Genomic DNA, 14526 nt, shown 5'->3' with positions numbered 1-14526 from the left:
GGCGCGGAGGTGGGCGAGCAGGAGTTCTTCCAGCGAGGGGCGGGCGGTGTCCCAGCGGCTTCCGGCGGGACCGCCGCCGCGGACCATGGCGGTGACCTGGCGCCCGGTGACGGTGACTTCCACGACCGTGGCGCGGTCCAGTTCGGGCGGCAGCCCGTCGGCGGCGCCCTCGTCGGCGCGGCCGGTGAGCAGGGTGTGGCTGTCGCACAGGTCCTGGGCGTCACCGGTCAGCCGGACGCCGCCGCCCTTGAGCAGCAGGACGTGGTCGCAGACGTTCTCCAGCTCGGCGAGCACGTGCGAGGACATGACGACGCTGATGGAACGCTCGGCGACCTCGGCCATCAGCAGGCCCATGACCTCGTGGCGTACGACGGGGTCGAGGTCGGCCAACGGCTCGTCGAGCAGCAGCAGATCGGGCTTCTTGCCGAGTACCACGGCCAGCGCGATCCGGGTGCGCTGCCCCGGCGAGAGGGTGCCCACCCGGGCGTGCGGGGAGATGTCCCCGGCCCGTACGACGCTCTCGGCCAGGGCGGCGTCCCAGCCACGGTTGAGCTTGCGCCCCAACCGGAGGGTGTCGGCGACGGTGAAGCCGGCGTAGAGCGGTTTGTCCTGGGCGAGGAAGGCCGTACGGTCACGGGCCCCGGGGGCGCCGGGCAGGGCACCGAAGACGCGGACCTCGCCGGTCGTGGGGCGCATCAGGTCCGAGACGAGGTGCAGCAGGGTGCTCTTGCCCGCGCCGTTGGGGCCGACGAGGCCGGTGATCCGGCCCGCCGGTACCGCGAAGTCGCAGTCACGCAGGGCCCATCCGCTGCCGAACCTGAGCCCGAGGCCTTGCGCCCGCACCGCTGTGTCTGCGGTCGGAACAGTCACTCTTCTTCCTCCAATGAGTCCGGCTCCGACGAGTCCGGCTTCGATGAGCCCGGCTTCGATGAGCGCGGCTTCGATGAGCGCGGCTTCGACGAGCGCGGGGAGTCCTGGGAACGCGGGGTGCCCTGGGAGCGCGGGATGTTCTGGGTACGCGGATGGCTCTCGTCCAGCGCGTCGGCCACCAGGGCCGTCACGTCCTCGCGTTCGAGCCCGGCCTCGCGGGCCCGCGCCAGCCAGTCGGCAAGCTCCGCGCGGAGCGGGGAGCCCGCCGCGGCCTCCGGTCTGGAGAGCGAGCGGGACACGAAGGTCCCCTTGCCGGGCCGTGGCTCGACGAGCCCTTCCCGCTCCAGCTCGCGGTAGGCCTTGAGCACGGTGTTGGGGTTGATCGCGGTGGCCTCCACCACCTGCCGGGTCGTGGGGAGCCGGTCCCCCGGCTCCAGTGCACCGAGGCGCAGCGCGGTCTTCACCTGATGGACGATCTGCAGGTACGTGGCGACCCCGCTGTGCCGGTCGATCCGGAATGCGACCATCTCCACCCTCTTTCACTAACGTGTTAGTGAAAGGATGATGACACAGACTCAGGGCAACGCCGACAGGTACCCCCACAAGCCGTCCGGGCGCCCGGGGGTTCCCATCTGACGCACCGTCAGCTTCAATGGAGGAGTGATGGGACACGCAGGGATGGCGGTCACCGCCGTCCGATACCTCAGGTCCGTGGGCGCCCCGACGACGGCACAGCCGGTCGACCCGCTCCCCCGCCCCGACCTGCGGGCCGTCGCGGACGACGAGCGGCTGCCGGTCGACCCGGCCGAATTCCGCCGCGTACTGGGCAACTTCGCCAGCGGCGTCACGGTCATCACGGCCACCGACGCCGACGGCCCGACCGGCTTCGCCTGCCAGTCGTTCGCCTCACTGTCCCTGGACCCGCCACTGGTCGCGTTCATGGTCGCCCGTACGTCGACGACCTGGCCCCGCATCGCCCGCGCCGGAACCTTCTGCGTCAACATCCTGGGCGCGGACCAGGGCCCACTGTGCCGCGGCTTCGCGGTGAGCGGCGCGGACAAGTTCGCGGGCGTCGTCCACACCCCCGCACCCGTGACGGGCGCACCGCTGCTCGCGGACGTACCGGCCTGGATCGACTGCCGCATCCACGCCGTGCACACGGGCGGCGACCACCTGATCGTGGTGGGCCGGGTGGAGGCACTGGGCGGCACGGGCGAGGGTGCGCCGCTGCTGTTCCACCAGGGGAAGTTCGGCCGCTTCACGGCCTGAGGGGGCTGCCTCCTCAGGCCTCGGCCCGCCTCACCCTTCAGCCCGCCGCGACTGCCGCCACCGGCCGCTGCCTGATCACCAGTGCCATCAGCGCCGCCGCGCAGAGCGCCCCCGACGCGTACCAGATCACGTCGTACGAGCCGAACACGTCCCGCGCCAGCGCACCGAAGCAGCGGCCGTGACGGGCATGCCGTGGTCGTGGGCGGCGGCTACTCACGAGCTCCGGCGCACCGTAGGGAGCCCGCCAAGGCGCGGACAAGCATCGTGCCCACGGCCCTGCCCTCTGGCGGGTCGATCAGAGACACACGCACGTCAGAGAAGCCGTACACCGTCAGGATGTGTCCCCACTCGTCCGAGGTGCGGTCGTACCGCAGTCCGGCTCTGGCGGGCTTGGGCCCCTGGCCGCCCGGAGGCACATGCGAAAAGGCCAGGATGCCTCCTGGCGCCATACGCGAGCGGATCAGCGGGAGCAGGGTGTCCGGATCGACGAACCACACAGCGCCGAAGATCGAGAGCACGACATCGAACGTCTCGTCCGTCTCGTTCAGGAACGCCGTCGCCTCCGCCGTACGGAACTCAAGGCCGGGCAGACTGCCCCAGTGTTCCCGCGCGACCGCCTCTCGGGCGGGGGCGATGTCCACCCCTTGGCCAGTCGCGCCAAGCGTCACGAGGTGCGCGAGGTTGCTACCGCTCCCCGAGCCGAGTTCCAGAACCCGACGTCCGGCCACGGGACCCAGAACGCTCTCGTTCGGCCCGTGATCGGCGTACTGGGTCCAGTTCAGCCAGGTCGTTTCGCCCTTGGCGTTCACTGTCCTGCGTGGCTTGCTCCCGACCGCGTACCTGTCCCAGGACTCAGCCAATGACATGCGGTGATCCTTTCCGGCAAAAGGGGCCCACCCCCAACGTACGGAGTAGGCCCCAACTCACATGCTGTGTGTTGCTACTTGGGCGAGTCGTGGCACCCGGCGTGGCACTGGTTGCAGTCGGCCGCGTTCTCCATGCCCCACAGGTCGGCGTCGATCTCGAACCCGGCCGCCTTGATGGCCTTGATCGTCTGTTCCAGAACGAGCGGGCCGCCGGTCTCGGAGTCGTGCCCGTCCCGCGTCGCCTTGTCGTCGCTGACGCACTGGACCCCCGCCGTCGCACCGGGAAGCTCCGGAACGTGGTGGATGTAGCGGCCGAAGTGCCGGTTGGTGAAGTGGTGGTACGGGATCGAGTCGAGCATGAATGAGTGCCAGGCCTCGTCCACCTGCCCGGACGGGCCCATGAGAAGGTCCGGGTTCTCACCGCACGTGACCAGGTAGGCGATGGCCTGCCCGAACTTGGCTTCTGCCAGTTCGCGCGTGTTCTCCGGGTTGCGGAGGAGGAGGGCCACCTCCCGCTCCCACACGTCCGGGGTGACGTACGCCTTCGGATCGCGAATCACTACTACCGTGCTCATGCTGGCTTACCTCCACGTAATTGGGGTTCCGTGGTGCTCCGGTCACGTCGTCCACCCGCACACCTGGGACACAGGCACGGCGGCATGAGACCAGTAGCGAGAGGCTCCCCGCCCTCCCCCTCGTACAGGGTTCGTGGCTCGGTCCGAGTGCCGTCGACTCTCACCAGGTAAGCGCTGATGCTGATGGACATGACGTCCATGTTCCGCATCGGGCGTGACCATTGCGGCGACGTTCAAGGCGTCCCTCGGACGTCATGTCGGTGTCACGCCGAAGGCGTCAAACCGGTGTCATTGGAGGCGTGACGTGGCTACCCTCGGATCATGACAACTGCGGCCGAGCATGAGCGAATCCCCAACGACGTGCTGACCTCCGTACGCAAGTCGATGAACCTGAGCCAAGACGAGTTCGCCCAGGGCCTGCGGGGCACGGGCGAGGAACTTGGGGAACCGAACGACGCTTCCAAGCGACTCGTGCAGCGCTGGGAGTCCGGGGAGACCAAGACGTGCCGCCCGCTGTACGCACGGGCGCTGAAGCGGTTCACCGGCCGCACCCCTGAACTGCTGGGGTTCGCGATCCCGATGGCACGCATCCATTCAGACGGCGCGGGAGGTCACGACATGGAGGCTGGGGAAATCGGCACGGCTGACGCTGCCACGAGCCCGGAGCCGGAGCCGCAGAGCGAGTACGCGGGCATCTGGTTGTCCCGGTACGAGTTCTACTCGTCCAGCCGCGACGAGACATACGGCTGCAAGCATCACGTCGTGATCGTCCAGCACGGCAACCGGCTGACAGCCCAGAGCCTGCCCGGAGCATCGACCAACCCGGACAGTCCGTTGTCCCTGGACCTCACCGTTGACCGGAACGTCGTCACCGGTACGTGGACCGAGCAGACGGCGGCCAACGGGTACTACCAGGGCGCCCGGTACCACGGTGCGATTCAGCTACTCGTCGAGCCGACAGGCCGACGGATGGCGGGCAAGTGGGTCGGGTTCGGCAAGGAATTCGATGTGAACACGGGCCCGTGGGAGCTGCGTCTACTCGACCGGTCGACAGGCCGCGCGAGCATTGAGCGGTACTCGACTACACGTCAGTGAGGGATCGGGTCGCTCCCCTGCAAGGAAGCAGCGGCAGCGGCCGTGCGGGCCCCTGGCCACCGAGTGCGGTCACCGCGACGACGAACGAGGCGCGATGGACATCGACGCTGTCTACTTCCGGGCGCCGGGAGGATTCTCCTTCCCCGAAGACATGTCCGGGCCTGAGCGGCGTTTCGCCGCCGCGCAGGCCGCGCCGGGCTCGGCGGGGTCATCACTGCTCTGGTGGGCTGCCGGTGGGTCAGCAACCCAGCTGCCATGTCCCGCGCCGAGTACAAGCCGGTCCAGCTGGCCGCAGCCCGGGAAGCCGGCCTGCGGATCGCTCCGACCCTCATCACCAACCGACCTGAATCCGTACGGGCCTTCGCGGCCGAGGTACGGGGGACTGGATCGCGCACGCCACGGATCTGCCGATCGCGGAAGCCATCGCCGACGAACTGCAAGGAGCAGCCGCGTGAATCAGTCAGCTGCCGACATCGCACGACCGCACCTGGCCGTGCTCTCCGACGAACTGGCCAAGGCCGGCGTGATCCGCACGCCGCAGTGGGCCGAGGCGTTCTCCAAGGTCCCCCGGCACGTTCTCGTGCCCCGCTGGTACGAACAGGAGACCAATGCCAGGGGCATCACGGTGTGGCGCCTGCGGCACACCGTCCACGAGGGCGGGCTTGAGGATGTCTACCGCGACCGCACGCTCGTCACGGCCCTCGACCCGGCTTCGGCCGAGAAGGTGGATGACCAGGCGTGGACGGGGATCCCCACGTCGTCCAGCACTCTGCCGAGCCTGATGGCGGGAATGCTGGACGACCTGTCGGTGCAGGACGGGCAGCGCGTCCTGGAAATCGGAACGGGTACCGGATACAACGCGGGCCTGCTCTCTGCCCGCCTCGCTGACCATCTGGTGCACTCCGTCGACGTGGACCCGGACTTCGTACAGCTCGCGCGGACCCGTCTCGGACAGCTGGGCTTCCATCCGCACCTCGCAGTCGGAGACGGGCAGAGCGGCTTCCCGGGAGGGGGACGGTTCGACCGGATCATTGCCACGTGCTCGGTGCCCCGGATCCCGGATGCGTGGATCGAGCAGACAGAGCCGGGCGGGTTCGTCCTCACCGACCTCGCGTGCGGGATCGACGGGGGGATCGTCCGCCTCGCCGTCGAAGCGGACGGCACGGCAACCGGGCACTACACCCGCACGAGCGGGCGCTTCATGCCCGCACGGAGCGCACCCACGACCTACCCGAACCGTCAACGCGCGCCGTACGCGACGGAGACCGGAACGCGACCGACCGTGGTGACGGCCACCGACATCCGTGGCTGCTACCCGTTCCGGCTGCTGCTCGGTTTCACCCTGCCTGACGCCGAACTCGTCTACCACATCGACGACGACGGCCGGACCGCTCTGCAACTCCAGACACCGGACGGAGCATGGGCGCGCACACCGCTGACAGCGCCACACGGAGGCGCGACCGTCACCTGGGGCGGCCCCGGAGAGCTGTGGGAGGAGGTCGAAGCTGCCTGGAGGTGGTGGACCGAGCAAGGGATGCCCGACCAGTCCCGTTACGGAATCACTCGTGCACCGGACGGCCATGTGCACGCCTGGTACGCACCGGACGGCCGACGCTGGAACCTCGGTGCATGAACCCGGGCAGCCGCTTCTCGGCCTGAGGAGCTCCCCCCCCTCTAGGTTTCAGCCCGCCGCGACTGCCATCACCGGCCGCTGCCTGATCACCAGTGCCATCAGCGCCGCCGCCGCGCAGAGCGCCCCCGACGCGTACCAGATCACGTCGTACGAGCCGAAGACGTCCCGCGCCAGACCGCCCAGGTACGCGACCAGTGCCGCGCCCACCTGGTGCGAGGCCAGCACCCAGCCGAAGACGATCGCGCTGTCCTCGCCGTAGTGCTCACGGCAGAGGGCGATGGTCGGCGGGACCGTGGCCACCCAGTCGAGGCCGTAGAAGACGATGAAGAAGACCATCGGCGGGTGGACGGACGGAGCGAGCAGCATCGGGAGGAAGAGCAGCGAGATGCCGCGCAGCGCGTAGTAGACCGCCAGCAGCCGGCGGGACTCGAAGCGGTCGGTGAACCAGCCCGACGCGATCGTGCCCATGATGTCGAAGACGCCGATCACCGCGAGCAGCGAGGCGGCGGCCGTGACGGGCATGCCGTGGTCGTGGGCGGCCGGGACGAAGTGGGTCTTCACCAGGCCGTTGGTGGACGCGCCGCAGATCGCGAACGTACCGGCCAGCAGCCAGAACGGCCCCGTACGGGCCGCCCGGAACAACACGTCCAGGGTACGGCGGGCCGCACCCGTGGCCGACGGCGGCTTCGGTACGAACTCTGTTGCACCGTAGGGAGATTGGCCGACGTCCGCCGGATGGTCGCGCAGCAGGATCCAGACCAGCGGCACCACCGCGAGCGCCGCCAGTGCCACGGTGACCGCGGCCGGGCGCCAGCCGTGGTGTTCGACCAGCCAGGACAGGAACGGTAGGAAGACCAGTTGGCCGGAGGCGCCCGCCGCGGTGAGGACGCCGGTGACCAGGCCCCTCTTGGCGACGAACCAACGGTTGGTGACCGTAGCCGCGAACGCCAGCGCCATCGAGCCGCTGCCCAGACCGACCAGGACGCCCCAGTAGAGGATCAGCTGCCAGGCGGCCGTCATCCACACCGTCAGCACCGAGCCGACCGCGATGACGGTGAGCGCGACCGCCACCACCCGGCGGATCCCGAAGCGGTCCATCAGGGCCGCGGCGAACGGCGCCGTGAGCCCGTACAGCGCGAGGTTCACCGAGACCGCGAAGCCGATCGTGCCGCGCGACCAGTGGAACTCCCGATGCAACGGATCGATCAGGAGCCCCGGCAGCGACGCGAAGGCCGCGGCGCCGATGATCGTCACAAAGGTCACCGCGGCGACGAACCAGGCGCGGTGCAGGCGCGGTCGGCGGCCGAGGGGTGGCCGTTCGGGGGCGGCGAGATGTTCGCTTGTCTGCGTCACGCGGCCCAGCATCACGCGGGCGGCCGGGCCGTACGAGTGGCCCGGGGGACAGCCTTCGATACGATCGGGCCACCGGGTCCGAGTGGCCTGCGCGACCGTTACGGCCCTGAGCGACCCGGACGGCGTGCGCGCCCTCCGTACGGCCTGCACGCCCCGCGGCCTGCGCCTACACCTTGCGCCGCAGCCCCCGTATCGCCGGGACCGCGAACAGCACCGCGCACACCAGCACGTTGATCACCACCCCGGTCACCAGCACCTGCTTCATACCGACCGCGTCGGCGACCGGTCCGGCCAGCGCCCGGCCGACCGCGAGCATGATCATCGAGCCCGCCACGTCGTACGCGTGCAGCCGGTTCAGGGCCTCCGTCGGTACGTGGGTCTGGACCGTCGTCGACCACATCACCAGCCAGAACGCGGACGCCACACCGCCGATGAAGAAGCCCAGGGAGAGCAGCGCCAGCGGTACGTCGTAGGCCAGGACCAGCAGGTTGGCGATCATCCCGAAGAGGGCGAAGGTACCGGCGAAGAGCGGGCGGCGGGGGCGGGCGCGCATGGCGATCAGGCCGCCGACCGCGTTGCCCGCGCCGTTGACCGTCATCATCAGGCCGTACATCGCGGAGCTGTGCCGCCCGGTGACGACGACCGCCTCCAGCGGGATCAGCGGGCCCAGGACCATCACCCCGTACACCGTCCAGACGGCGATGACACCCCAGAGCCAGGTACGTGCCTTGAACTCCTTCCAGCCGCCCACGATTTCCGCCACCAGCGACTCGCCGTGACTGCGGGCCATCGGGGCCATCCGGATCAGGAAGAGGCAGATGCCGCTGACCGCGAAGGTCGCCGCGTTCAGGCCGAAGACCGTGCCGGGGCCGCCCATTCCGGCCAGGGCGCCCGCCACCGCGGGGCCCGCCATCGTCGTCAGCGATTCGGCGACCCGCAGCAGTGCGTTGCCGCGCTGCACGTCGGGGACGACCTTGGGCAGCATGCTCGCGACGCCCGGCTGGAAGAGCGCGGCGCCCAGGCCGTTGACCGCGCTCAGCCCGTACACGAGCCAGAGCGGCGGCGCGCCCGTCACGAAGACCAGCGCGAGCACCGTGGTGGCGACGAGGCGCATCGCATCCGCGAGCACCATCATCCGGCGAGGGGTGAAGCGGTCCGCCAGCACTCCGCCCACGATGACGAACCCGGCGAAGCTCACCGTCCAGGCCCCGAGCGCGAAGCTCACGGCGGAGGCGCCATGACCGGTGTCCAGCAGCCCTGCGGCGAGGGCGACGGGCACCATGCCGTCGCCGAAGCGGGCCACGGTACGGGCGGTGAAGAAGTAGCGGAAGTTGCGGTTCCAGAGAGTCAGCGGCTCACTGTCGAAGCCTGCCGGGGAGAGCGGGGAAGGGAGTTCGGGAATGACCTGGTCGGTCAGGTGCTTTTCAGTCACAGTGTCTGATGCATATCAAGGAGTGGTCTGGACCACCAGTCCTGTCTCACAAGGAGGAACGGAGAGCCCCATGCCCCGGCCCCACCGGATCGTCGTGCTCGCCCTCGACGGGCTGCTCCCCTTCGAACTCGGCATCCCGCACCGCATCTTCGACCGCCCGCACGGCCCCGACGGGCGCCCGCTCTACGAGGTCGTCACCTGCTCCGTGCGCCCGCCGGGCCCCGTCCGTACCGACGCCGATTTCTCCATCAGCGTCGAGAACGGACCCGAGGCGCTCGCCACCGCCGACACCGTCGTCGTCCCCGCCTCGTACGAACTCGGCCCGGTGCACACCGAGGGCAGGCTCACCGGCGAGCTGGCCGCCGCCCTTGCCCACATCCGGCCCGGCACCCGGCTCGTCTCCATCTGCACCGGCGGATACGTCCTCGCCGCGGCCGGATACCTCGACGGGCGCCCCGCGACCACGCACTGGTCGTCCGCCGAGCACTTCCAGCGGCTGTTCCCCGCCGTGCGCGTCGACCCCGACGTCCTGTTCGTCGACGACGGCGACGTACTGACCTCGGCGGGCGTGGCCGCGGGCATCGACCTGTGTCTGCACATCGTGCGCCGCGACCACGGAACGGCGGTCGCCAACGACGTGGCCCGCCGTACGGTCGTCCCGCCGCACCGGGACGGCGGACAGGCCCAGTACATCCAACGCCCGCTGCCGGACGCGCAGTCGGCGACGACGACCGGGGCACGGGCCTGGGCGCTGGGCCGGCTGCACGAGCCGATCCGGCTGCGGGACCTGGCCGCGCGGGAGTCGATGTCCGTCCGCACCTTCACCCGCCGCTTCCGGGAGGAGGCGGGCATCAGCCCCGGTCAGTGGCTGACCCGTCAGCGGGTGGAGCGTGCCCGGTATCTGCTGGAGTCCTCGGACCTGTCGGTCGACGAGGTGGCACAGGACGCGGGGTTCGGCACCGCGCAGTCGCTGCGCCAGCACTTCCAGGCGGCGCTGGGAGTGACGCCGACCGCGTACCGGCGGACGTTCCGTACGGCACACGGCGCCCCGGCCGGGGACCGCCAGGCACACGGCACCCCGGCCGGGAGCGTGGCACCGTGAACCGGCCGGGACCGTAAGACCGGGCTCAGCGCAGCAGCTGCACCCCCGGCCGCCCCGACCGCACCTGCAGCCGGGCCAGGGTGCTCGCCTTCGCCTTCCGGCTGAGCACCGTGTCCACCACCCGCACCTGCGCGTCCACCGACGACTGCCCGATGTCGAACAGGTGGTAGCCGCGGTGCGCGTCGATGACCTTCCAGTGCGGGTTGTCGGCCTTCAGCGGGTCCCACTCCTTGTGGAACGCCGCCAGGTCCTGGTCGCCGCCGCTGGAGATGGACGTACCGACGAACTCCGCGCCGACCACCGCCGACGACGGGTGCGCGAAGTCCTTCTTCAGGTCGCTGATCATCGTCAGATGGCGGTCGCCGGAGAGCACCACCGGGTTGTGGACCTTCTGCAACTCGGCCATCAGGGCGTTGCGTTCGACCTGGTAGCCGTCCCAGGCGTCGTAGTACCAGAGCTTGCCCGCCCCGAGCTTCAGGTCGGTCTCGGCCATCATGATCTGCGAGGCGATGATGTTCCACTGGGCCGGTGAGCGGTGCAGCCCCTGCAGCAGCCACTCCTTCTGCCGCGCGCCGAGCATGGTGAGCTTCGGGTCCTCCGCGCCCGCCTGGGTGCTGACCTGGTTGCTGCGGAACTGGCGGGTGTCCAGGACGTTCAGCCGGACGAGGCGGCCGTAGTCGAAGCGCCGGTACATCTGGACGTGCGGCCCGTTCGGGACCTGCGCGGCGCGCACCGGCATGTGCTCGTAGTACGCCTGGTAGGCGGCGGTGATCCGGGCGACGAACGCCTCGTGCGACTGCTTGGCCGGATCCTGCGGGACCTGGCCGGCGTAGTCGTTGTCGACCTCGTGGTCGTCGAAGGTCACCACCCAGGGCGCCTGCGCGTGGATCGCCTGGAGGTCGGGGTCGGTGCGGTACTGGGCGTAGCGGTTGCGGTACTGGCCCAGGGTGTACGGCTCGCCGTGGCCCTCGTGGACGCGCACGGCGGCGGCCGACGGGGTGGACTCGTAGATGTAGTCGCCGACGAAGAGGACCAGGTCGGGGTCCTGGGCGCGCATGTCCGCGTACGGGGTGAAGTACCCCTGCTGCCAGTTCTGGCAGGAGGCGAGGGCGATGCGGAGCTTGCCGCCGGAGGAGAGCGGATCCGGCGCGGTCCGGGTGCGGCCGACGGGCGAGACCTGGCCGCCGCAGCGGAACCGGTACCAGTATCTGTGGTCCGGCTTCAGCCCCTTGGCGTCGGCGTGCACGCTGTGGGCACGCTCCGGTACGGCGCTCTCGGTGCCGTGGCGCACGATGGTGCGGAAGCGCTCGTCCTCGGCGATCTGCCATTCGACGGTGACCGGGGCGTCCGGCATCCCGCCGCCGTTCAGCGGGTCGGGTGCGAGCCTGGTCCAGAGGACGACGGCGTCCGGCAGCGGGTCGCCGGACGCAATGCCGAGCCGGAACAGCCCGTCGGGGAGGGCCGGTGCGGCGGCGGATGCGGCGCCGGAGAACGGAAGTTGGACGGTGGCCGCGGCGCCGAGCGCGACGGCGGAACCTGCGAGGAACCGGCGGCGGCCGGTGAGAGCGGAGCGTGCTGCGTCTGCTGCGGGCATGCGAATTGACTCCCTGGCTCCTGGGGCCTCTTGTCGCGAACGAGAGTCACAGGACCGAGTGGCCGTACCGCTGAACGCCACGCATCGTGCGTGTGACGGTTGCCGGAAAGGCGCGATCGCGAGCCCCGGGTACCGCCGCCGGGGCCGCAGCGACTGGACGGAGCACGCGGGGAAGGCACGTGGCGGGCCGAAACCCGGCCGAATCCGGCTGCTCCGAACGAGCAGCCGGATCACCGGACAGTCAGAAGGCCGGATAGCCGGGTATCCGGACAGTCAGAAGGCCGGATAGCCGGGTATCCGGATAGCCGGAAGGCCGGGTAGCCGGAAGGTCCGGACATCGGAGCTTACGAACGTCGGAGAGTCCGAGGCTCAGAACGTCAGAGAGTCAGAGAGTCAGAGAGTCAGAGAGTCTGAACGTCCGAGTTTCAGAACGTCTGAGCATCAGAACGTCAGGACCCCGCGTGCCACCCGCCCGTGCTCCGCGTCGTCCACCGCCTTCGCGAAGTCCTCCACCGGGTAGGTCTCCGTCACCAGTTCGTCGAGCAGCAGCCGCCCCTGCTGGTACAGCCCGGCGTACAGCGGAATGTCCCGCTGCGGGCGCGAGGCCCCGTACCGGCAGCCCAGGATCGACTTGTCCAGGAACATCGACGACACCAGGAACGACGCCTCCGCCGTCGCGGGCGGGGTGCCCAGCATGATCGCCTGGCCGTGCCGGTCGAGGAGGTCGATCGCCTGGCGGATCAGCTCCACCCGGCCCACGCACTCGAAGGCGTGGTCGGCGCCCTTGGGCAGGATCTCCCGTACGCCCTCCACCGACGTCAGGAAGTGCGTCGCCCCGAACTGCCGGGCCACCGCCTCCTTGTCGGGGTTCGCGTCGACCGCGACGACGGTCGCCGCGCCCGCGATCCGCGCGCCCTGGAGGACGTTGAGGCCGATGCCGCCGGTGCCGATGACCACCACGGAGTCGCCGCGGTCGACCTTCGCCCGGTTCAGTACCGCCCCCACACCCGTCAGTACCCCGCAGCCGATCAGGGCGGCCGAGGTCAGCGGGATGTCCTGGGGGATCTTGACGGCCTGGACCGCCTTGACCACCGTGCGTTCGGCGAAGGCCGAGTTGGACGCGAACTGGTACAGCGGTTGGCCACCGCGCGAGAACGGCTGCCCCGGCCGGCCGATCGCCTTGCGGCACATCGTCGGGCGGCCCCGGTCGCAGTCCGCGCACGCGCCGCAGTTGGCCAGCGTGGACAGCGACACGTGGTCACCAGGCGCCACGTGCTTCACGCCCGCACCGACCGCCTCGACGACGCCCGCGCCCTCGTGGCCGAGAACGACCGGTGCGGGAAAGGGAATCGTCCCGTCGATCACGGACAGATCGCTGTGGCAGAGACCGGCCGCCGCGATGTCCACCAGGACCTCGCCGGGCCCCGGGTCACGTATCTCCAGGTCGTCGACCACCCGGGCCTGCTTGCCGTCGAAGACGACACCCCTCATCTCGGCTCCCTCGGTAGGCCGAGCACCCGCTCGGCGATGATGGTGCGCTGGATCTCGTCCGAGCCGCCGTAGATCGTGTCGGCCCGGCTGAAGAGGAACTGGCTCTGCTGTGCGTCGAGTCGGTACGGGTTCGCCGGCTCCCAGTCGTACGGTCCGACGGCGCCGCCCGCCCCCCGCACCTGTACGGCCAGCTCGCCGAGACGCTGGTGCCAGCCGCCCCAGAGCAGCTTGGCCACGCTCGGGGCGCCGATGTCGTCGGTGCGGCCCAGGGTGCGCAGGGCGTTCCAGCGCATCGTGCGCAGCTCGGCCCACTGGCGTACCAGCCGGTCGCGCAGCACCGGGTCGTCGGCGGCCCCGGACGTGACGGCGGTGCGCACCACCTCGGCCAGTTCGGCGGCGAAGCCGATCTGCTGGACGAGTGTGGAGACCCCGCGCTCCAGCGCGAGCAGGCCGGTGGCGACGCGCCAGCCGTTGCCCTCGCCGCCGACCACGCAGTCCGCCCGCGCACCGTCGAAGAAGACCTCGTTGAACTCGCTGGTGCCGGAGAGCTGGCGGATCGGCCGTACGTCGATCCGGCCCGGCTGGTCCATCGGGACCAGCAGGAACGACAGCCCGCGGTGGCCGCGGCTGCCCGCCTCGGTGCGGGCCAGTACGAAGCACCAGTCGGCCTCCCGGGCGAGCGAGGTCCAGATCTTCTGGCCGGTGACGCGGTAGCCGCCGCCCCCGTCCGGTACGGCGGCGGTGCGCACCGCCGCCAGGTCGGAACCGGCGCCCGGCTCGCTGTAGCCCTGGCACCAGAGGGCCTCGCCACGGGCGATCGGCGGCAGGAAGCGGGCCCGCTGTTCGTCGTCGCCGAAGGCGATGAGGGTGGGGGCGAGCAGGTTCTCGCCGATGTGGCCGACCCGGCCGGGGGCGCGGATCCTGGCGTACTCCTCGGCCCAGACGACCTGTTGGGTGAGGGTGGCGCGCCGGTTCCCGTACGGGCCACGGCCCGTACCGGCCGGGCCTTCGCCCTGACCGGCGCCGCCCCGACCTTCGCCGTCCCAGCCGATGCCGACCCAGCCGCCCGCGCCCAGTTCGCGTTCCCAGGCGCGGCGCAGCTCCGGTGCCTCGTGTTCGGTGCCGGGTCCGCCGATGGATTCGGCGGCGGTGAACTCGCCCACGAAGTGGCTTTCGAGCCAGGCGCGGGCCTCCGCGCGGAAGGCGCTGTCCTCAGGCCCGGGGGTGAAGTCCACGGTGCGCCTCC

The 14526-nt window shown here is 70.5% G+C and carries 13 protein-coding genes and 1 pseudogene; 4 read left to right on the top strand and 10 right to left on the bottom strand.

Annotated elements, in window-relative coordinates:
- Positions 1 to 375 precede the first annotated feature (375 nt).
- Positions 376 to 843, bottom strand: a pseudogene (locus tag NBY69_RS37630) (ATP-binding cassette domain-containing protein); the annotation flags it as partial.
- A gap of 23 nt (positions 844 to 866) precedes the next feature.
- The gene (locus NBY69_RS14245; RefSeq protein ID WP_250301234.1) at positions 867 to 1397 is read right to left on the bottom strand and encodes a GntR family transcriptional regulator; all 531 of its coding nucleotides are present in this window, start codon (positions 1395 to 1397) and stop codon (positions 867 to 869) included.
- Between the two features lie 151 nt (positions 1398 to 1548).
- Between NBY69_RS14245 and NBY69_RS14240 the strand changes: the two genes are divergently transcribed.
- Positions 1549 to 2139: a flavin reductase family protein gene (locus tag NBY69_RS14240; protein WP_250301360.1), complete on the top strand. Its 591-nt coding sequence runs from the start codon at positions 1549 to 1551 to the stop codon at positions 2137 to 2139.
- A 37-nt stretch (positions 2140 to 2176) separates the two neighbouring features.
- Here the strand turns inward: NBY69_RS14240 and NBY69_RS14235 are convergent, their stop codons facing one another.
- From NBY69_RS14235 to NBY69_RS14225, 3 genes are all read right to left on the bottom strand, one after another.
- On the bottom strand, positions 2177 to 2356 hold the full coding sequence (locus NBY69_RS14235) for a hypothetical protein (protein ID WP_250301364.1): 180 nt from the start codon (positions 2354 to 2356) through the stop codon (positions 2177 to 2179).
- A complete protein-coding gene (locus tag NBY69_RS14230) occupies positions 2349 to 3005 on the bottom strand; it encodes a trans-aconitate 2-methyltransferase (protein ID WP_250301233.1) in 657 nt (218 codons plus the stop codon). The genes NBY69_RS14235 and NBY69_RS14230 overlap by 8 nt, the downstream gene beginning before the upstream one ends.
- A gap of 74 nt (positions 3006 to 3079) precedes the next feature.
- The gene (locus tag NBY69_RS14225; RefSeq protein WP_250301232.1) at positions 3080 to 3580 is read right to left on the bottom strand and encodes a hypothetical protein; all 501 of its coding nucleotides are present in this window, start codon (positions 3578 to 3580) and stop codon (positions 3080 to 3082) included.
- 321 nt (positions 3581 to 3901) lie between these two features.
- On the opposite strand from NBY69_RS14225, the gene NBY69_RS14220 reads away from it, so the two are divergent.
- Together NBY69_RS14220 and NBY69_RS14215 are read left to right on the top strand one after the other, a co-directional pair.
- Positions 3902 to 4675 (top strand): DNA-binding transcriptional regulator, encoded by a 774-nt coding sequence (locus tag NBY69_RS14220; RefSeq protein ID WP_250301231.1) that lies wholly within the window; start codon positions 3902 to 3904, stop codon positions 4673 to 4675.
- Between the two features lie 451 nt (positions 4676 to 5126).
- On the top strand, positions 5127 to 6308 hold the full coding sequence (locus NBY69_RS14215; protein WP_250301230.1) for a methyltransferase domain-containing protein: 1182 nt from the start codon (positions 5127 to 5129) through the stop codon (positions 6306 to 6308).
- 48 nt (positions 6309 to 6356) lie between these two features.
- On the opposite strand, the gene NBY69_RS14210 is transcribed toward NBY69_RS14215, so the two are convergent.
- The gene (locus NBY69_RS14210; protein WP_250301229.1) at positions 6357 to 7673 is read right to left on the bottom strand and encodes an MFS transporter; all 1317 of its coding nucleotides are present in this window, start codon (positions 7671 to 7673) and stop codon (positions 6357 to 6359) included.
- Between the two features lie 154 nt (positions 7674 to 7827).
- Positions 7828 to 9093 (bottom strand): MFS transporter, encoded by a 1266-nt coding sequence (locus NBY69_RS14205; RefSeq protein ID WP_250301228.1) that lies wholly within the window; start codon positions 9091 to 9093, stop codon positions 7828 to 7830.
- Positions 9094 to 9163: 70 nt separating this feature from the next.
- On the opposite strand from NBY69_RS14205, the gene NBY69_RS14200 reads away from it, so the two are divergent.
- A complete protein-coding gene (locus tag NBY69_RS14200) occupies positions 9164 to 10195 on the top strand; it encodes a GlxA family transcriptional regulator (protein ID WP_250301227.1) in 1032 nt (343 codons plus the stop codon).
- 25 nt (positions 10196 to 10220) lie between these two features.
- On the opposite strand, the gene NBY69_RS14195 is transcribed toward NBY69_RS14200, so the two are convergent.
- From NBY69_RS14195 to NBY69_RS14185, 3 genes are all read right to left on the bottom strand, one after another.
- A complete protein-coding gene (locus NBY69_RS14195; RefSeq protein WP_250301226.1) occupies positions 10221 to 11789 on the bottom strand; it encodes an alkaline phosphatase in 1569 nt (522 codons plus the stop codon).
- A gap of 441 nt (positions 11790 to 12230) precedes the next feature.
- Positions 12231 to 13280 (bottom strand): Zn-dependent alcohol dehydrogenase, encoded by a 1050-nt coding sequence (locus NBY69_RS14190; RefSeq protein WP_250301225.1) that lies wholly within the window; start codon positions 13278 to 13280, stop codon positions 12231 to 12233.
- Complete coding sequence (locus tag NBY69_RS14185) at positions 13277 to 14515, bottom strand: acyl-CoA dehydrogenase family protein (protein ID WP_250301224.1); 1239 nt, start codon at positions 14513 to 14515, stop codon at positions 13277 to 13279. The genes NBY69_RS14190 and NBY69_RS14185 overlap by 4 nt, the downstream gene beginning before the upstream one ends.
- Between the last annotated feature and the right edge of the window lie 11 nt (positions 14516 to 14526).

Origin of the sequence: Streptomyces sp. A 4/2, assembly GCF_940670765.1 — a bacterium.
In the GTDB taxonomy this organism is placed as follows: domain Bacteria; phylum Actinomycetota; class Actinomycetes; order Streptomycetales; family Streptomycetaceae; genus Streptomyces.
The sequence above is the reverse complement of the archived record's forward strand: the minus strand, read 5'-3'. Positions and strand labels throughout refer to the sequence as shown.